Source organism: Streptomyces sp. NBC_00328, assembly GCF_036139655.1.
In the GTDB taxonomy this organism is placed as follows: Bacteria; Actinomycetota; Actinomycetes; order Streptomycetales; family Streptomycetaceae; genus Streptomyces.
On sequence record NZ_CP108013.1, the window covers coordinates 6,840,582 to 6,858,771 of the forward strand.

An 18,190-nucleotide genomic window follows, 5' to 3' on the forward strand; every position below is an offset into this window, starting at 1 on the left:
GGACACGGCCCAGGAGGGCGCTTAGCCCTCTGATCTGTGGTTAGTTCAGTAGCCGAAGTCCTGCGTCCACCAAGGGCCGCCCTCGGCGAAGTGGACTCCGACGCCGAGGGTCTTGAAGTCGCAGTTCAGGATGTTGGCCTTGTGGCCGGGGCTGTTCATCCAGGCATCCATGACGGCTGCCGCGTCGGCCTGGCCGCGGGCTATGTTCTCGCCGCCGAGGCTGGCTATCCCGGCCGTCGCCGCACGGTCCCACGGGCTGAGCCCGTTCGGGTCGGTGTGGTCGAAGAAGTCACGCGCCGCCATGTCCTCGCTGAAGGCCTGGGCCAGGTCCGTCAGGGCACTGTTCGCGGCGACCGGGCTGCAACCGACCTTGGCGCGCTCGTCGTTGACGAGCTTGAGCACCTCGGCCTCGGCGGCGGTCTGAGCGGACACGTCCACCGGGGTCTTGGCGACCGGGGCCTTTGTCTCCTCCTTGGAGGGCTTCGAAGCTTCGGGAGCCTTGGGCTCCTTCGTCTTCTCCTCCTTGGAGGCCCCGTTGCCCTGCTTCTTCGACGGCTCCGTCGTGGTCGGAGCGGGTGACGGCGACGTGGAGGTCGAGGGGGCGACGGTCGAGGGGGTCGTCGCGCGACCGGAGCCGCGGCTGGTCGACGTGCCCTCTCGGGCGTCCGCGCTGCCCGAGGTACCGCCCTGCTGGGTCTCCACGCTGGAGGGCGAGCCCGCGGCCTGGACGCTGTCGGAGTTGTTGCTGCCACCACCGAGCGCGTAGTTGTCGCTGCCGGGCACGACACCGGCCGCGACGGCCACGGTGCCGAGGGCCACGGCCGCCGAGACGCCGAGCAGTCCCGTCTTGACCGGGCTCGGACCCTTCCGCTTGCGGTGCGAGCGGGCTGCGGCGGCGGACGGGAGATCGGCGACGGCCGCGTAGCCGTACAGGTTCTCCGGGCCGTAGCTCTCCGCGTGGGTCCCGCTCGTATCTGTGACTCCGGTGGCGCGCCCTGTGGCGGCGCGGCCGGCGTCGGAGCGTCGGTGGCGTCCCATCTCTTGGGCCTTCCTCGATCTTGAGTCAGCGATCCTCATCTAAACCCCACCCGAAAGAGTGAGTTTCTAATGAGACTCATTGGGTCGGGACGGTACCCCATGGCGCGAGGGGAGGATGTGCTCCAGGGGACATTGTCCGGTTAGCGTGCAGCCATGAACGAGGTTTCACGGCTGGTCGTCTGGGTCCGCGGACGGGTCCAAGGTGTGGGTTTCCGCTGGTTTACGCGGGCCAGGGCGCTGGAGATCGGGGGGCTGAGTGGTTTTGCTCTCAATCTCGACGACGGACGCGTCCAGGTGGTCGCGGAGGGCCCCCGAGCCGGCTGCCAGAGTCTGCTCGACTGGCTCCAGGGAGACGACACGCCCGGCCGGGTGGACGGAGTGACTGAGATCTGGGACACGCCCCGCGGCATCTACGACAGCTTCGCCATCCGCTGACGGTGATGCCCGTGAAGGCCCCCGGAAGGTGGCGTGGAGTATGCCAACGGCACCCGTCAGTAGTGGAAACGGCCTGGTGGTTGCCAAGAACGGCTCGAAGTGGCAGGCTCCCGGGATAACGATGATCCCGACGCCCTGAGGGCCCCGCCGGAGTCGCAGCGCCGCCGCTTCACAAGCCGCGCGACAGTGGGTTGCCCGCCGATACGGGGCGTGATCGTGTTGACCGTCAAACTTTTTGGTGAGACGCTGAAAGCCCCGCGCACCCTAGCTGTTTGGCATGTGGAACGGCAGCAGGACATCAGCAGTGTCAAGCATCGCGGGTGCGATTCCCTCACGACCCACACCGCTTCGGTCGGTCACTCAGTGTGGAGGACCATCCATCATGGCAAAGGCGCTTCTCGGTTACGTCGGCGGTTCCGACCCGCGACTCATTGCCGAGATGCGACGGCTCCAGCAGCGCGTCCAGGACCTCGAATCCGAGCTTGTACGGATCCAGGCCGAGAACGACGCGCTCGCGGCTGCCGCTTCTCACGACTCGCTTCTCGAGAGCATCGACGTACCCCAGGCGGAGCCTGCGCTCACCTGACCACTGCACCGCACCATGACAGCAGTGGTTGGGCAGCCCGAATCAACCGCTAAGTTGTCGGATTTGCAAGGGACGCCGTCCGGCGTCCCTTCTTTCTTTCCCCCGGGCACCTCTCCCCCTCTTTAACGTCTGGTGTGCCCTGCGCGTTCATGGGCGAAACCGCGCGTTCATGGAGTGAGACCGGCCCGAAAGGTAGAGTCCGGCGGCGTGCACCTCAAGGCCCTGACCCTGCGCGGGTTCAAGTCGTTCGCCTCGGCGACCACGCTGCGGTTCGAGCCGGGCATCACCTGTGTCGTGGGCCCCAACGGCTCGGGCAAGTCCAACGTCGTGGACGCGCTCAGCTGGGTCATGGGCGAGCAGGGGGCCAAGTCGCTGCGCGGCGGCAAGATGGAGGACGTCATCTTCGCCGGCACCACCGGGCGTCCGCCGCTCGGCCGTGCCGAGGTCTCCCTCACCATCGACAACTCCGACGGGGCGCTGCCCATCGAGTACGCCGAGGTCACCATCACGCGGATCATGTTCCGCAACGGCGGCAGCGAGTACCAGATCAACGGCGACACCTGCCGACTGCTCGACATCCAGGAGCTGTTGTCCGACTCCGGCATCGGCCGCGAGATGCACGTCATCGTCGGGCAGGGCCAGCTCGACTCCGTCCTGCACGCCGACCCGATGGGCCGCCGCGCCTTCATCGAGGAGGCGGCGGGCGTCCTCAAGCACCGCAAGCGCAAGGAGAAGGCGCTGCGGAAGCTGGACGCGATGAAGGCGAACCTCGCCCGCGTCCAGGACCTGACCGACGAACTGCGGCGCCAGCTCAAGCCGCTCGGCCGGCAGGCCGCCGTGGCCCGCCGCGCCGCCGTCATCCAGGCCGACCTGCGCGACGCCCGGCTGCGGCTCCTCGCCGACGACCTCGTGCGTCTGCGCGGGGCGCTCCAGTCCGAGATCGCCGACGAGGCCGCGCTCAAGGAGCGCAAGGAATCCGCCGAGGCCGAGCTGAAGAAGGCACTCCAGCGGGAGGCCCTGCTGGAGGACGAGGTACGGCAGCTGACACCGCGTCTCCAGCGCGCCCAGCAGACCTGGTACGAACTTTCCCAGCTCGCGGAGCGGGTGCGCGGCACGGTCTCGCTGGCGGACGCGCGGGTGAAGAGCGCCACCTCGGTGCCCGCGGAGGAACGGCGCGGACGCGACCCCGAGGACATGGAGCGCGAGGCCGCCCGCGTCCGCGAGCAGGAGGCCGAACTCGAAGCGGCCCTGGAGGCGGCCGAGCGGGCCCTGGAGGACACCGTCGCGCACCGCGCCGAACTGGAGCGCGAACTCACCGTCGAGGAGCGCCGGCTCAAGGACGTGGCCCGCGCCATCGCCGACCGCCGCGAGGGCCTCGCCCGCCTGGGCGGCCAGGTCAACGCCGCCCGATCGCGCGCCGCCTCCGCGCAGGCCGAGATCGACCGGCTGGCCGCCTCCCGCGACGAGGCGCAGGAGCGCGCGGTCACGGCCCAGGAGGAGTACGAGCAGCTGAAGGCCGAGGTCGACGGTCTCGACGCGGGCGACGCCGACCTCGCCGAGCAGCACGAGGCGGCCCGGCGGGCCCTGTCCGACGCGGAGGCCGCGCTGACCGCCGCCCGCGAGGCCGCCACCGCCGCCGAACGCAAGCGGGCCGCCACCCAGGCCCGCCGTGACGCCCTCGCCCTCGGCCTGCGGCGCAAGGACGGCACGGGAGCGCTGCTCGGCGCCACGGACCGGCTCACCGGGGTCCTCGGTCCCGCCGCCGGACTGCTCTCGGTCACCCCCGGCTTCGAGGTCGCGCTCGCCGCCGCGTTCGGCGCGGCCGCCGACGCCGTCGCGGTCGCCACCCAGGCCTCGGCCGCCGAGGCCATCCGCCTGCTGCGCAAACAGGACGCGGGCCGCGCGGCCCTGCTGCTCGCCGGAACACCCGAGGAACCCGGCGCCGAGGACCACGCCGGCACCGGACCGGCGGACGGCGCCTCCAGGGACGTACCCCTTGACCACGACGCGCCGCCGTACGCCGCCGATCTCGTCCGGGGCCCCGCCGAACTGATGCCCGCCGTACGACGCCTGCTGCGCGGGATCGTCGTCGTCGGCACCCTGGAGGAGGCCGAGGACCTGGTCCACGCGCGGCCCGGACTCACCGCGGTGACCGCCGAGGGCGACCTGCTTTCGGCGCACTTCGCGCACGGCGGGTCCGCCGGAGCGCCCAGTCTGCTCGAAGTACAGGCCTCCGTGGACGAGGCCGCGGCCGAACTGGAGGAACTGGCCGTACGCTGCGAGGAGTTGACCGAGACGCAGCGGCTGGCGACCGAGCAGCGCAAGGAACGGGCCGCGCTCGTCGAGGAGTTGGGGGAGCGACGGCGGGCCGCCGAGCGGGAGAAGTCGTCCGTCGCGCAGCAGCTCGGCCGGCTGGCCGGGCAGGCGCGGGGCGCCGCGGGCGAGGCCGAGCGGAGCACCGCGGCGGCCGCCCGGGCGCAGGAGGCGCTCGACCGGGCCGTGACCGAGGCCGAGGAACTGGCCGAACGGCTCGCCGTGGCCGAGGAGATGCCCGTCGAGGAGGAACCCGACACCTCGGTACGGGACCGGCTCGCCGCCGACGGCGCCAACGCGCGGCAGACGGAGATGGAGGCCCGGCTCCAGGTGCGCACGCACGAGGAGCGGGTCAAGGGCCTCGCGGGACGGGCCGACTCGCTCGACCGGGCCGCCCGCGCCGAACGCGAGGCACGCGCGCGTGCAGAACAGCGCCGTGCGCGGCTGCGTCACGAGGCGGCCGTCGCCGCTGCCGTCGCCTCCGGCGCACGGCAGCTGCTCGCGCACGTCGAGATCTCGCTCGCCCGTGCCGAGGAGGAGCGCACCGCGGCCGACAGCGCGAAGGCCCGCCGTGAACAGGAGCTCGTGACCGCGCGGGGCCGGGGCCGCGATCTCAAGGCGGAGCTCGACAAGCTCACCGACTCGGTGCACCGGGGCGAGGTGCTAGGCGCCGAGAAGCGGATGCGCATCGAGCAGCTGGAGGCGAAGGCGCTGGACGAACTCGGTGTCGAGCCGGCGGGACTCGTCGCGGACTACGGCCCCGACCAGCTCGTACCACCGTCGCTGCCCGCCGAGGGCGAGGAGCTGCCCGAGGACCCCGAGCACCCGCGCAACCAGCCCCGGCGGTTCCACCGTGCCGAGCAGGAGAAGCGGCTCAGGTCGGCCGAGCGGGCGTACCAGCAGCTCGGCAAGGTCAATCCGCTGGCCCTGGAGGAGTTCGCCGCGCTGGAGGAGCGCCACAAGTTCCTCAGCGAGCAGCTGGAGGACCTCAAGAAGACGCGCGCCGACCTTCTCCAGGTGATCAAGGAGGTCGACGAGCGCGTCGAGCAGGTCTTCACCGAGGCGTACCGGGACACCGCCCGCGAGTTCGAAGGGGTCTTCAGCCGGCTGTTCCCGGGCGGCGACGGGCGGCTCATCCTGACCGACCCCGACAACATGCTCACCACGGGTGTCGACGTGGAGGCCAGGCCGCCGGGCAAGAAGGTCAAGCGGCTCAGCCTGCTCTCCGGCGGGGAGCGGTCGCTGACCGCCGTCGCGCTGCTCGTGTCGATCTTCAAGGCGCGCCCCAGCCCGTTCTACGTGATGGACGAGGTCGAGGCCGCGCTGGACGACACCAACCTCCAGCGGCTGATCCGGATCATGCAGGAGCTGCAGGAGGCCTCCCAGCTCATCGTGATCACGCACCAGAAGCGCACGATGGAGGTCGCCGACGCGCTGTACGGCGTCTCCATGCAGGGCGACGGCGTCTCGAAGGTCATCAGCCAGCGCCTGCGCTGATCGCCGGGCGGGTCATCGGCCGGCGCCTGCATTGCTTTCCGGGCGGGTCGCCGGGCCCGCCGCCTACGGCTGGTCGTCCGCTTCCGGCAGATCCACGCCCACGCCCTCGTCGGCGAGTTCGGCGAGCACCTCGGCGTGGCAGCGCTCGGGGACGCACCAGCAGCCGAGGCGGTGGCCGCGCAGGGCCGGGAGCCGGGCCAGCAGCTCCGGGCGTGCCAGCAGATAGGCCCGGTACATCTCGACGACCTCCTCCCGGGTGCCGTCGTGGCCCGGGCGGAACGGGCTCGCCAGCGGGGAGCCGGCCAGATGCCAGCCGCCCCGGTGCATGGCACGCCCCACGTACACCACGTCGGCGTACGCGGGATCGTCGCGGTGGCCCTTGAGGTTGACGACCGTGGTCTGCGGCATGCCCGGATCCTCGCCGCTCAGAGGGTCGCGGGCAACGCGGACACGGCCGGTGCCGCGGCGGGCGTCCGGAGTCCCTCTGCGGCACCGGCCCACCGCATGCGCGCGTCACACCTCGGGCGCCGTTCGTGACCGGCGCCCCGGAACAGCCCTCGTGCCCACCGCCCGAGCCGGGGTTCCGGCGGGCCCGATCAGCCGAACAGGTCGACCGTGGGCAAGCCGACACGCTGTGGAATCCGCCGACTTCACCCGGCGGGGCGCGAGTTCGGCCGGGTGTGTCTCGTGGGCTTCGTTGGACCATTCAGGCACTTGATGTTCAAGTCTTGAACACAACCGCGTCACTTCGATGAGAGATATTCACAACTGCGCAAGTTTGACTTCGAAAGTTGAAGGCATATTCTCTCCGACGTTGCTTTTCCCTTCAGGTGGTGGCCCGCGTGAACCTGTGCGCCACTGGTAACCACCAACGAAGGCTTTCGCCCCCCACCCCCGGCAGCGAGGCCGGTGGCCCGAGGAGTCTTACGTGACCAGCGCATCGCAGGCACCTGTGCCAGGAGTCAAGCCGGCTCCTCCCGAGCATCTCGGGCATGTCATCTTCATCGCGGCGGCGGCCGCGATGGGCGGCTTCCTGTTCGGCTACGACAGCGCTGTGATCAACGGCGCGGTCGAGGCCATCCGGAGCCGCTACGACATCGGCTCCGCGGCGCTGGCCCAGGTCATCGCCATCGCGCTGATCGGCTGTGCCATCGGTGCCGCTGTGGCCGGCCGCATGGCCGACCGCATCGGGCGCATCCGCTGCATGCAGATCTCCGCGTCGCTCTTCACCGTCAGCGCCATCGGCTCGGCGCTGCCCTTCGCGCTGTGGGACCTCGCCTTCTGGCGCATCGTCGGCGGATTCGCCATCGGCATGGCCTCGGTCATCGGCCCCGCCTACATCGCCGAGGTCTCCCCGGCCGCGTACCGCGGACGGCTCGGCTCGTTCCAGCAGGCCGCGATCGTCGTGGGCATCGCCATCTCGCAGCTCGTCAACTACGCCATCCTGAACGCCGCAGACGGCGACCAGCGCGGTCAGCTCCTCGGCGTCGAGGCCTGGCAGGTCATGCTCGGCGTCATGGTCATCCCGGCCGTCCTCTACGGTCTGCTCTCCTTCGTCATCCCCGAGTCGCCGCGCTTCCTGCTCGAGGTGGGCCGCAGGGACCGTGCCCGTGAGGTGCTCAAGGAGGTCGAGGGCGACAAGATCGACCTGGACGCCCGCGTCGCCGAGATCGAGCACGCCATGAAGCGCGAGCACAAGTCGACCTTCAAGGACCTGCTCGGCGGCGGCTTCCTCTTCCTGCCGATCGTCTGGGTCGGCATCGGCCTCTCGGTCTTCCAGCAGTTCGTCGGCATCAACATCGCGTTCTACTACTCCGCGACCCTGTGGCAGTCGGTCGGCGTCGACCCGACGGACTCGTTCTTCTACTCGTTCACCACGTCGATCATCAACATCATCGGCACCGTGATCGCCATGATCTTCGTGGACCGCATCGGCCGTAAGCCGCTCGCCCTCATCGGCTCGGTGGGTATGGCCATCGGTCTCGGCCTGGAGGCCTGGGCCTTCTCCTACGACCTGGTCGACGGCAAGCTGCCGGCCACCCAGGGCTGGGTAGCCCTGATCGCCGCCCACGTCTTCGTCCTCTTCTTCGCCCTCTCCTGGGGCGTCGTGGTCTGGGTCTTCCTCGGCGAGATGTTCCCGAACCACATCCGCGCCGCCGCGCTCGGCGTCGCCGCCTCCGCGCAGTGGATCGCCAACTGGGCCATCACCGCGAGTTTCCCGTCGCTGGCCGACTGGAACCTCTCCGGCACCTATGTGATCTACACGTGCTTCGCCGTCCTCTCCATCCCCTTCGTCCTCAAGTTCGTCAAGGAGACGAAGGGCAAGACCCTGGAGGAGATGGGCTGACCGCCCGCGTCACCGGCGGCTCCCCACGGCCGCCGGTGATTCCCCGGAACTCGGGGAGAAGGGCCAAGTCCCCGCTGCCCCTCTCCTCGTACTCGTAAAAGAGGGCGTGCTGCCCCGGCCCGGACCGTCAGGTCACGCGAGCCGGGGCAGCACGCTTTCGCAGAAGAGACGCAGGCTGCGCCAGCCCTCGTCCACGGGCATCCCGCCGGACAGCGGATGCAGGACGAGGTTGTCGAGGCCCTGCTCCACGCACTGATCGGGCGTGAGGACGCGGTAGACGCCCTCGGCGCGCAGCTCCCCGACCGTCGTGGCCGCCGACTTCACCGCCGAGCGGATCTCGCCGGACTGCCAGGAGGCGTACGTCCGTGCCTCGTGCAGGAAGTGGCGGCCGTACTCGGCCCAGGCCCGGTCCGGGTCCTCGGCGATGTGCAGCAGCGGCGTCTCGGCGCCGGGCATCATGGTCCAGCCCTCGGTGCCGTACTCGATGAGCCGCTCCTTGTAGTAGGCCTCCAGCTCGGGCAGGTGCGCGCTCGGGAAGAACGGCAGCCCGAGCCGGGCGGCACGCCGGGCCGCGGCCCGGGAGGAGCCGCCCACCAGCAGCAGGGGGTGCGGGTCCGAGAACGGGCGCGGGGTGACCCGTACCGTGCGGCCCCGATAGGTGAACTCCTCGCCGGTCCACGCCTTCAGCAGCGTCTCCAGAAGCTCGTCCTGGAGTTTGCCGCGCCGCTTCCAGTCCACGTCGAACTGCGCGTACTCCTCGGGCCGGTAGCCGATGCCGGCCACGGTCACCAGGCGGCCGCCGCTGAGCAGGTCGAGTACGGCGATGTCCTCGGCCAGGCGCAGCGGGTCGTGCAGCGGGCCGATGACCGCCGAGACCGTGACCGCGACATGCCGGGTCGCTCCGAAGACCGCGCCCGCGAACGCGAAGGGCGAGGGCAGCCAGTTGTTGGCGGCGCCGTGGTGTTCCTCGGTCTGCACCGTGGTGATCCCGCGGTCGTCGGCGTACGTGGCCATCTCGACGGCGGCCCGGTAGCGGGCGCTGAGCGAGGCGGGGGTGGCGTCGGGTTCGACGAGGTTGAAGCGCACGACCGTCACGGGCATGGGGAGCCCCCTTCGTGTGTGGAGGGGGACGGTAACTGACGAGGCGTCAGGTTGCCATAGCGCGGAACCGGTGGGGTCTGCCCATGGGAGGTGACGTTGCGGCAAGGGTGTGTCACGGCCCACGGCATGGGCCGTGACACACCCTGGGTACGCCGCGCGCACCCGTACGTACCCCCAACCAGAGCAGCCGACCTGCCGCCGCTGATACCGGGTGCGTTGTGACTCCGCCCTGAAGGCTTCCCGCCGACGCGCGGCCGAGCGGCGGACCGGCCCGGACGCGGGGGCACGCGGCCCCGCACGGACAACGCCTGGCCGAAGGACAGGTCACGCATACTGGGCTTGTTATGGAAACCATCATCCTTGCTGTAGTCATCGCCGTGGTGGTGATCGGCGTACTCGGTGGGCTCGTCGTCGGCAGTCGCAAGCGGAAGCAGCTGCCCCCGCCGCCCCCCGCCGCCCCCGACATCACCGCCCCTCCGGCCGAACCGCACGTCGGCGACGAAGCCGAGACGCCGCGCGAAGAACCGCGCCGCACGATAGAGGAGGTGGATCTCTCCGACGGCCCGGCCGCCCCGTCGGTCGTCGTCGAGGAACCTCCGGCCGCCCCCCAGATCGAGATCCCGGAGCCGACCGCCGGGCGTCTGGTGCGCCTGCGCACCCGGCTCTCCCGCTCGCAGAACGCGCTCGGCAAGGGGCTGCTCACGCTGCTCTCGCGCGAGCACCTCGACGACGAGACCTGGGAGGAGATCGAGGACACGCTGCTCGTCGCCGACGTCGGTGTGCAGCCCACCCAGGAACTGGTCGACCGGCTGCGCGAGCGCGTGAAGGTACTCGGCACGCGGACGCCGGACGAGCTGCGCGGCCTGCTGCGCGAGGAGCTGATCCAGCTGCTCGTCCCGGAGTTCGACCGCGTCGTCAAGACCGACTCGAACCTCGACACCCCGGGCATCGTGATGGTCGTCGGCGTCAACGGCACCGGCAAGACCACCACCACCGGCAAGCTCGCACGGGTGCTCGTCGCCGACGGCAAGAGCGTCGTGCTCGGCGCGGCCGACACCTTCCGTGCCGCCGCCGCCGACCAGCTCCAGACCTGGGGCGAGCGCGTGGGCGCGCGTACCGTGCGCGGCCCCGAGGGCGGCGACCCCGCCTCGGTCGCGTTCGACGCGGTCAAGGAGGGCATCGAGGAGGGCGCGGACGTCGTCCTCATCGACACCGCGGGCCGACTTCACACCAAGACCGGCCTCATGGACGAGCTCGGCAAGGTCAAGCGCGTCGTGGAGAAGCACGCGCCGCTCGACGAGGTGCTGCTCGTGCTCGACGCGACCACCGGACAGAACGGTCTGGTGCAGGCGCGTGTGTTCGCCGAGGTCGTCGAGATCACCGGCATCGTGCTGACCAAGCTCGACGGCACCGCGAAGGGCGGCATCGTCATCGCGGTGCAGCGCGAGCTGGGCGTCCCGGTCAAGCTGGTGGGGCTCGGCGAGGGCGCGGACGACCTGGCGCCGTTCGAGCCGGAGGCGTTCGTTGACGCCCTTATCGGCGAGTGACCACCCGCGTGAACGCGTAGGTGACCGAAGAAGCGCCCGCCCCCGCAGTGCTGCCGGGGGACGGGCGCTTCGTCCTGTACGGACCGCTCCGGCGCGTCAGGCCCGCGAACGGTGTGCCACGTAGGCGAGCGTGCCCAGTAGCAGCCTGGCCGGAGGCGGCTTCGTGGCGGAGTCGAGAACGGGGGAGCGCAGCCAGCGGACCGGGCCGAGCCCCGCCCGGTCGGAGGGCGGGGCGGTGATGAACGTGCCCGGGCCCAGGCCGCGCAGGTCGAGGGAGGCGTCGTCCCAGCCCATGCGGTAGAGCAGCTCGGGAAGTTCGGCGGCGGAGCCGGGGGAGACGAAGAAGTGGGCGCGGCCGTCCGCGGTGGCCGTCACGGGGCCGAGCGGCAGACCCATGCGCTCCAGCCGGACGAGCGCGCGGCGCCCCGCCGGCTCGGCCATCTCGATCACGTCGAAGGTCCGGCCGACCGGCAGCATCACCGCGGCGCCCGGGAAGCCGGCCCAGATCCCGGTCGCCTCGTCCAGCGTCGTGCCCGCCGGGATCGTCGGGGCGAAGGCCAGGGGGTGCGCACCCGGCGCCGGGCAGTCGGCCCGGCCGCACGAGCACGCCCCCGCGGCGGCTCGGGCACCCGGGACCACGTCCCATCCCCACAGTCCGGTGAACGCGGCTACGGCGGTGCCCTCCGACGAGCGGCCGCGGCGACGTGCACCGGTCCGGATGTCGCGCATCGCCCGACTACTGCCGATCGTGAAGCCCATGCCCCCTCCAACGGGTCCGGTGCGCCCGTGGTTACGTGACGGAACCGGATTGTCACCCTCTGTTCCTGCCTGCCCGTTATCGCGCGATCCAGGCGGCGCCTTGTCGCGCGTGGGGTGGTGCGTTCGGTTCCGTGCGCCCTGGAGTGCGCTTCTTCGCCCACCCTTGGTCGTTCTGTGTCAAGTGAATCGCGAGCAGGGCGACAGGAGTTCATTCGAAGGGGTGGCGAATGGTGGCGTTTCACGGATCGCCATGGCTGGACGCGTGATCGTAGGATTACTTTGAGTGCACGAGTCCTGGGGTTTTGTTTACTCGTGAGTATGCCAAGGGCAAGCCGGGTTCCCGTTCGAAGGGTGAGAACTACCGGACACGCGGCCGTGTTTATGGGCATTCTGATAGGGCTTGGCGCAGAGCGGCGACAAGTGATCTCGGGGAGTGGGGGCGTTCCAGTGGGCGGCAACGGCGGAGGCGGGACGAACGCTGACAAGCGCCCCAACGAGCTGCTCGGCTCGTGGTTCGTGCGCAGTGGCTGGTCCAAGGGTGAGCTGGCGCGCCAAGTGAACCGCAGAGCGCGCCAGTTGGGGGCCAACCACATTTCCACGGACACCTCGCGGGTGCGCCGCTGGCTGGACGGGGAGAACCCGCGCGAGCCGATCCCGCGCATCCTGTCGGAGCTGTTCTCCGAGCGGTTCGGCTGTGTCGTCGCCGTGGAGGACCTCGGTCTGCGCGCGCCCCACCAGGCACCCTCCGTGTCCGGCATCGACCTTCCGTGGACCGGTCCCCAGACCGTCGCGCTGATCAGCGAGTACTCGCGCAGCGACCTGATGCTGGCGCGGCGCGGCTTCCTCGGCAGTTCGCTGGGGCTCTCCGCCGGCCCGGCCCTCATCGAGCCCATGCAGCGCTGGCTCGTCCCCACACCACCGGCGTCCTACGAGGCGGCCGAACCGCCGGCCTCGACGCGCCGCGGCGGCCGGCTCTCCCAGCCGGAGCTGGATCTCCTGGAGTCCACCACCGTGATGTTCCGTCAGTGGGACGCGCAGTGCGGCGGGGGACTGCGCCGCAAGGCCGTCGTCGGGCAGTTGCACGAGGTGACGGACCTCCTCCAGGAGCCGCAGCCCGCCGCCACCGAGAAGCGCCTGTTCAAGGTCGCCGCCGAACTGGCCGAGCTGGCGGGCTGGATGAGCTACGACGTGGGTCTCCAGCCCACCGCGCAGAAGTACTTCGTGCTCGCCCTGCACGCCTCGAAGGAGGCGGGTGACAAGCCGCTCGGCTCGTACATCCTCTCCAGCATGAGCCGGCAGATGATCCATCTCGGGCGGCCCGAGGACGCCCTGGAGCTGGTCCATCTCGCCCAGTACGGCAGCCGTGACTGCGCGAGCCCGCGCACCCAGTCGATGCTGTATGCGATGGAGGCCCGGGCCTACGCCAACATGGGCCAGCCCGGAAAGTGCAAGAGGGCCGTCCGCATGGCCGAGGACACCTTCGCCGACGTGCACGAGTGGGACGACCCGGACCCCGACTGGATCCGCTTCTTCTCCCAGGCCGAGCTGTACGGCGAGAACTCGCACTCCTACCGCGATCTCGCCTACGTCGCCGGACGCAGCCCCACGTACGCCTCCATGGCCGAGCCCCTGATGCAGGAGGCGGTCGACCGCTTCGGCAAGGACTCCGAGCACCAGCGGTCGTACGCGCTCAACCTCATCGGCATGGCCACCGTGCACCTGCTCCAGCGTGAACCCGAGCAGAGTGCCGTCCTGGCCAAGGAAGCCCTGAGGATCGGCAGGAAAGTGCGCTCCGAACGCGTCAACACTCGTATCCGAAAGACGGTCGACACCGCGGTCCGCGAGTTCGGCGACCTCGCCGAGGTCATCGACCTCACCGACCAGTTGGCCGTCGACCTGCCCGAGACCGCCGAGGCGGTCTGACGCCCGGCCGCCGAAGCGGCCCCGCTCAGTACCCCGGCCGCGGCCGGCCGTCCCGAACTGCCCGACTCGGCTCCCCCATGCCAGGTCATCGGACGGCCTGCCGTGGCCGGCTCCGCTGTATGCGGCCCCGGCCTGCGCCGCTCGCGCGGACGCGGCCCGTCATCGCGGGGATGCCCCGCACGGTGGGCATGTCCCCGGTCGCCGGGGGCGCCGCGAGCATCCTGCCGGAGATTGCGTCACGATAACGATCGCTTCGACCACAATCAGGCAGTTCATGAACGTGTAACACACAGAGTGCCTTCGTCACTGGTGCGAAACATCGAGGGGCTTCCACGGAAACCGCGCTGCGTCAATCTCATGGCGCATAACCGGCCCACCCCTCACGACCCACTCAGGCTTCGCCCGCACGGGGCCGTACCAACGACGAGGAGACGCCGATGGCACCAGCCATCACCCTTGCCGCAGAGGCACCCAAGCTCTCTGCCGCCAACACAGGGTTCATGCTCATCTGTTCCGCCCTGGTGCTCATCATGACGCCGGGCCTCGCCTTCTTCTACGGAGGCATGGTCCGCGTCAAGAGCACCCTCAACATGCTGATGATGAGTTTCATCAGCATGGGGATCATCACCATCCTGTGGGTGCTGTACGGCTTCTCCCTCGCCTTCGGCACGGACAAGGGATCGTTCATCGGCTGGACCTCCGACTGGGTCGGCCTCAGCAACATCGGCCTGACGGAACTGTGGGACGGGTACACCATCCCGGTCTTCGTCTTCATGATCTTCCAGCTGATGTTCGCGATCATCACGCCCGCGCTGATAAGCGGTGCCCTCGCGGACCGCGTCAAGTTCACGGCGTGGTCGCTGTTCATCACGCTGTGGGCCACGCTCGTCTACTTCCCCGTCGCCCACTGGGTCTGGGGCGCGGGCGGCTGGGCCTTCGAGCTCGGTGTGATCGACTTCGCCGGCGGTACGGCGGTCCACATCAACGCGGGTGCCGCGGCGCTCGGCGTGATCCTGGTCATCGGCAAGCGCGTCGGCTTCAAGAAGGACCCGATGCGCCCGCACAGCCTCCCGCTGGTGATGCTCGGCTCCGGTCTGCTGTGGTTCGGCTGGTTCGGATTCAACGCCGGCTCGTGGCTGGGCAACGACGACGGCGTCGGCGCGCTGATGTTCGTCAACACGCAGATCGCCACCGCGGCCGCCATGCTGGCCTGGCTCCTCTACGAGAAGATCCGGCACGGCGCGTTCACCACACTGGGCGCCGCCTCCGGCGCGGTCGCCGGTCTGGTCGCCATCACCCCGTCCGGCGGCGCCGTCTCCCCGCTCGGCGCCATCGCGGTCGGCGCCATCGCCGGTGTCCTGTGCGCCATGGCCGTGGGCCTGAAGTACAAGTTCGGCTACGACGACTCCCTCGACGTCGTCGGTGTCCACCTCGTCGGCGGTGTCATCGGCTCCCTGCTGATCGGCTTCTTCGCCAGCGGCAAGGGCCAGTCGACCGTCGAAGGCCTCTTCTACGGCGGCGGTCTGACCCAGTTCTGGAAGCAGTGCGCCGGTGTGTTCGCCGTCCTCGGCTACTCCCTGGTCGTCTCCGCGATCCTCGCCTTCCTCATCGACAAGACCATGGGCATGCGGGTCACCGAGGACGAGGAGATCGCCGGCATCGACCAGGCCGAGCACGCCGAGACCGCATACGACTTCAGCGGCGCCGGTGGTGGCGCCGCCCGGACCGCCGTGCCCGCCCCGGCCGACACGGACGCCAAGAAGGTGGACGCATGAAGCTCATCACCGCCGTCGTGAAGCCCCACCGGCTCGACGAGATCAAAGAGGCGCTCCAGGCCTTCGGGGTCCACGGACTGACGGTCACCGAGGCGAGCGGCTACGGTCGGCAGCGGGGACACACCGAGGTGTACCGCGGCGCCGAGTACACGGTCGACCTCGTTCCCAAGATCCGCATAGAGGTCCTGGTCGAGGACGACGACGCCGAACAGCTCATCGATGTCGTCGTGAAGGCGGCCCGTACAGGCAAGATCGGTGACGGCAAGGTGTGGTCCGTCCCGGTCGACACGGCGGTCCGGGTGCGGACCGGCGAGCGCGGCCCGGACGCACTCTGACCGGATCGGCCCGCACGAAGAAGAAAGACAGGAGTCGCTGGGTGACGAGTACGGACACGCGAGTGGAAGAAGAGGACTCGGGACCCAGCGGCTACGCGGCGGCCCGGCTGCGCCTCCTCCAAGAGGGGGCGCGGTCCGGGCCGCCGCGCCGTACCGCCCTCGCCGACCTGACGGACGACTGGCTGACCGGCCTGTTCGCCGCCGGATCCCAGGGCCTGCGCGGGGTCTCCCTCGTCGCCGTCGGCGGCTACGGCCGCGGCGAACTCTCCCCCCGCAGCGATCTCGACCTGCTCCTCCTGCACGACGGCACCGACTCCGCCGCCGTCGCCGCCCTCGCCGACCGCCTCTGGTACCCCGTATGGGACCTGGGCCTCGATCTCGACCACTCGGTCCGCACACCCGTCGAGGCCCGCAAGACCGCCACCGACGACCTCAAGGCCCAGCTCGGCCTCCTCGACGCCCGTCACATCGCGGGCGACCTCGGCCTCACCGCCGGACTGCGCACGGCCGTCCTCGCCGACTGGCGCAACCAGGCGCCGAAGCGGCTGCCCCAGCTCCAGGAACTGTGCGAGGAGCGCGCCGAACGCCAGGGCGAACTCCAGTACCTCCTCGAACCCGACCTGAAGGAAGCACGCGGCGGACTGCGCGACGCCATCGCGCTGCGCGCCGTCGCCGCGTCCTGGCTCGCGGACGCCCCCCGCGAAGGACTCGCGGACGCCCGTCGCCGGCTCCTGGACGTCCGCGACGCCCTGCACCTCGCCACCGGCCGCGCCACCGACCGGCTCGCGCTCCAGGAACAGGACCAGGTCGCCGCCGAACTCGGCCTGCTGGACGCCGACACCCTGCTGCGCCAGGTGTACGAGGCGGCGCGCGTCGTGTCGTACGCCAGCGACGTCACCTGGCGCGAAGTGGGACGCGTCCTGCGCTCGCGCGCCGTACGCCCGCGGCTGCGCGCCATGCTGGGCGGCGGCAAGCCCGTCGCCGAACGGTCCCCGCTCGCCGAAGGAGTCGTCGAACAGGACGGCGAGGTGGGGCTCGCCCGCACCGCACGTCCCGAGCGCGACCCCGTGCTCCCGCTGCGCGCCGCTGCCGCCGCCGCGCAGGCGGACCTCCCGATCTCCCTGCACGCCGTACGGCGGATGGCCGCCGCCGTACGTCCCCTCCCCACGCCCTGGCCCGCCGAGGCACGCGATCAGCTCGTGACCCTCCTCGGCTCGGGCCGCGCGACCATCGAGGTCTGGGAGGCGCTGGAAGCCGAAGGGCTGATCACCCGGCTGCTGCCCGACTGGGAGCGGGTGCGCTGCCGGCCCCAGCGCAACGCCGTCCACATCTGGACCGTCGACCGCCACCTCATCGAGACGGCCGTCCGCGCCTCCGAACTGACCCGCCGCGTCGGCCGCCCCGACCTCCTCCTCGTCGCCGCCCTGCTCCACGACATCGGCAAGGGCTGGCCCGGCGACCACTCCGTGGCCGGCGAGATCATCGCCCGTGACGTGGCCGCCCGCATCGGCTTCGACCGCGTGGACGTCGCGGTGCTCGCCACCCTCGTACGCCATCACCTGCTGCTCGTCGACACCGCGACCCGGCGCGACCTGGAGGACCCGGTCACCGTCCGCTCCGTCGCCGAGGCGGTCGGATCACAGGGCACCCTGGAACTGCTGCACGCGCTCACCGAGGCGGACGCGCTGGCCACCGGGCCCGCCGCCTGGTCGTCCTGGCGCGGCTCCCTCGTCGCCGACCTGGTCAAACGGGTCTCGGCCGTGCTCGCCGGGGACGCTCCCGAGGAACCCGAGGCCCCCGCGCCCACCGCCGAGATGGAACGTCTCGCGATCGAGGCGTGCCGCACGGGCGGGCCCGTCCTGGCCCTGCGCGCACAGACGGAACCGGTCGACACCGACGCCGAGCCCGCCACCGTCCCGGACGACCCGGAACCGCTCGGTGTGGAACTGCTCATCGCGGTCCCGGACCAGCCGGGCGTGCTCCCCTCGGTGGCCGGCGTCCTCGCCATGCACCGGCTGACCGTCCGCACCGCCGAACTGCGCGCCCTGGACCTGCCCGACGGCGTCGACGGCTCGGTGCTGCTGCTCAACTGGCGCGTCGCCGCCGAATACGGCTCCCTGCCGCAGGCCGCCCGACTGCGCGCCGACCTCGTACGCGCCCTCGACGGCTCCCTCGACATCACCGCCCGCCTCGCCGAGCGCGACGCCGCGTACCCGCGCCGCCGGGGTGTGGTCGCGCCCCCTCCGCGGGTCACCGTCGCGCCCGCGGCGTCCCGCCTGGCCACGGTCATCGAGGTCCGCGCCCACGACGCCCCGGGCCTGCTGCACCGCATCGGGCGGGCCCTGGAGACGGCGCGGGTACGGGTACGGAGCATGCACGTCTCCACGCTCGGCGCGAACGCCGTCGACGCCTTCTACGTGACAGGCACGAAGGGGGAGCCCCTGCCGGGGGAGGAGGCCGCCTCGGTGGCGCGGGCCGTGGAGGAGGCGCTGCGGGGCTGACCTCGCGCCTGTCGGCCCGGCGGTCGTCCCGGG

General features: G+C 71.0%; 13 protein-coding genes. 9 read left to right on the forward strand and 4 right to left on the reverse strand.

Going from position 1 to position 18,190, the window contains the following annotated elements; translation table 11 throughout:
* Positions 1-45: 45 nt before the first annotated feature.
* Positions 46-1,038, reverse strand: coding sequence for a CAP domain-containing protein (locus OG485_RS30155; protein WP_328671682.1), 993 nt, complete (start codon positions 1,036-1,038; stop codon positions 46-48).
* 153 nt (positions 1,039-1,191) lie between these two features.
* Between OG485_RS30155 and OG485_RS30160 the strand changes: the two genes are divergently transcribed.
* The 3 genes from OG485_RS30160 (at position 1,192) to smc (ending at position 5,869) form a co-directional block, all read left to right on the forward strand.
* A complete protein-coding gene (locus OG485_RS30160) occupies positions 1,192-1,473 on the forward strand; it encodes an acylphosphatase (RefSeq protein ID WP_328671683.1) in 282 nt (93 codons plus the stop codon).
* A gap of 382 nt (positions 1,474-1,855) precedes the next feature.
* A complete protein-coding gene (locus OG485_RS30165) occupies positions 1,856-2,059 on the forward strand; it encodes a hypothetical protein (protein ID WP_028802434.1) in 204 nt (67 codons plus the stop codon).
* Positions 2,060-2,266: 207 nt separating this feature from the next.
* Positions 2,267-5,869, forward strand: coding sequence for a chromosome segregation protein SMC (gene smc / locus OG485_RS30170; protein WP_328671695.1), 3,603 nt, complete (start codon positions 2,267-2,269; stop codon positions 5,867-5,869).
* A gap of 63 nt (positions 5,870-5,932) precedes the next feature.
* Here the strand turns inward: smc and OG485_RS30175 are convergent, their stop codons facing one another.
* On the reverse strand, positions 5,933-6,277 hold the full coding sequence (locus tag OG485_RS30175; RefSeq protein ID WP_328671696.1) for a DUF4326 domain-containing protein: 345 nt from the start codon (positions 6,275-6,277) through the stop codon (positions 5,933-5,935).
* 520 nt (positions 6,278-6,797) lie between these two features.
* On the opposite strand from OG485_RS30175, the gene OG485_RS30180 reads away from it, so the two are divergent.
* Positions 6,798-8,216 (forward strand): sugar porter family MFS transporter, encoded by a 1,419-nt coding sequence (locus OG485_RS30180; RefSeq protein ID WP_326785297.1) that lies wholly within the window; start codon positions 6,798-6,800, stop codon positions 8,214-8,216.
* Between the two features lie 132 nt (positions 8,217-8,348).
* Here OG485_RS30180 and OG485_RS30185 read toward each other — a convergent pair whose 3' ends face one another.
* Positions 8,349-9,317, reverse strand: a complete 969-nt coding sequence (locus OG485_RS30185) for an LLM class flavin-dependent oxidoreductase (RefSeq protein WP_328671697.1) — start codon at positions 9,315-9,317, stop codon at positions 8,349-8,351.
* A gap of 344 nt (positions 9,318-9,661) precedes the next feature.
* Here OG485_RS30185 and ftsY point away from each other — a divergent pair, with 344 nt between their 5' ends.
* Entirely contained in the window at positions 9,662-10,864 is a 1,203-nt protein-coding gene (ftsY, locus tag OG485_RS30190) for a signal recognition particle-docking protein FtsY (protein WP_328671698.1), read from the forward strand.
* Positions 10,865-10,960: 96 nt separating this feature from the next.
* On the opposite strand, the gene OG485_RS30195 is transcribed toward ftsY, so the two are convergent.
* On the reverse strand, positions 10,961-11,623 hold the full coding sequence (locus OG485_RS30195) for a bifunctional DNA primase/polymerase (RefSeq protein ID WP_328671699.1): 663 nt from the start codon (positions 11,621-11,623) through the stop codon (positions 10,961-10,963).
* A 447-nt stretch (positions 11,624-12,070) separates the two neighbouring features.
* Between OG485_RS30195 and nsdA the strand changes: the two genes are divergently transcribed.
* From nsdA to OG485_RS30215, 4 genes are all read left to right on the forward strand, one after another.
* Positions 12,071-13,546, forward strand: a complete 1,476-nt coding sequence (nsdA, locus tag OG485_RS30200; RefSeq protein WP_328671700.1) for a transcriptional repressor NsdA — start codon at positions 12,071-12,073, stop codon at positions 13,544-13,546.
* 437 nt (positions 13,547-13,983) lie between these two features.
* On the forward strand, positions 13,984-15,321 hold the full coding sequence (locus OG485_RS30205) for an ammonium transporter (RefSeq protein ID WP_328671701.1): 1,338 nt from the start codon (positions 13,984-13,986) through the stop codon (positions 15,319-15,321).
* Complete coding sequence (locus OG485_RS30210) at positions 15,318-15,656, forward strand: P-II family nitrogen regulator (protein WP_142192909.1); 339 nt, start codon at positions 15,318-15,320, stop codon at positions 15,654-15,656. The genes OG485_RS30205 and OG485_RS30210 overlap by 4 nt, the downstream gene beginning before the upstream one ends.
* A gap of 41 nt (positions 15,657-15,697) precedes the next feature.
* Positions 15,698-18,157, forward strand: a complete 2,460-nt coding sequence (locus OG485_RS30215; protein ID WP_328671702.1) for a [protein-PII] uridylyltransferase — start codon at positions 15,698-15,700, stop codon at positions 18,155-18,157.
* Positions 18,158-18,190: the final 33 nt, after the last annotated feature.

Excerpts from the sequence above, each read along its gene's own strand:
- OG485_RS30210 (WP_142192909.1), top strand. The coding sequence starts at position 15,318 with ATGAAGCTCATCACCGCCGTCGTGAAGCCCCACCGGCTCGACGAGATC.
- ftsY (WP_328671698.1), top strand. The coding sequence starts at position 9,662 with ATGGAAACCATCATCCTTGCTGTAGTCATCGCCGTGGTGGTGATCGGC.
- OG485_RS30205 (WP_328671701.1), top strand. The coding sequence starts at position 13,984 with ATGGCACCAGCCATCACCCTTGCCGCAGAGGCACCCAAGCTCTCTGCC.
- OG485_RS30155 (WP_328671682.1), bottom strand. The coding sequence starts at position 1,038 with ATGGGACGCCACCGACGCTCCGACGCCGGCCGCGCCGCCACAGGGCGC.
- OG485_RS30185 (WP_328671697.1), bottom strand. The coding sequence starts at position 9,317 with ATGCCCGTGACGGTCGTGCGCTTCAACCTCGTCGAACCCGACGCCACC.
- OG485_RS30175 (WP_328671696.1), bottom strand. The coding sequence starts at position 6,277 with ATGCCGCAGACCACGGTCGTCAACCTCAAGGGCCACCGCGACGATCCC.
- OG485_RS30160 (WP_328671683.1), top strand. The coding sequence starts at position 1,192 with ATGAACGAGGTTTCACGGCTGGTCGTCTGGGTCCGCGGACGGGTCCAA.
- OG485_RS30165 (WP_028802434.1), top strand. The coding sequence starts at position 1,856 with ATGGCAAAGGCGCTTCTCGGTTACGTCGGCGGTTCCGACCCGCGACTC.
- OG485_RS30195 (WP_328671699.1), bottom strand. The coding sequence starts at position 11,623 with ATGGGCTTCACGATCGGCAGTAGTCGGGCGATGCGCGACATCCGGACC.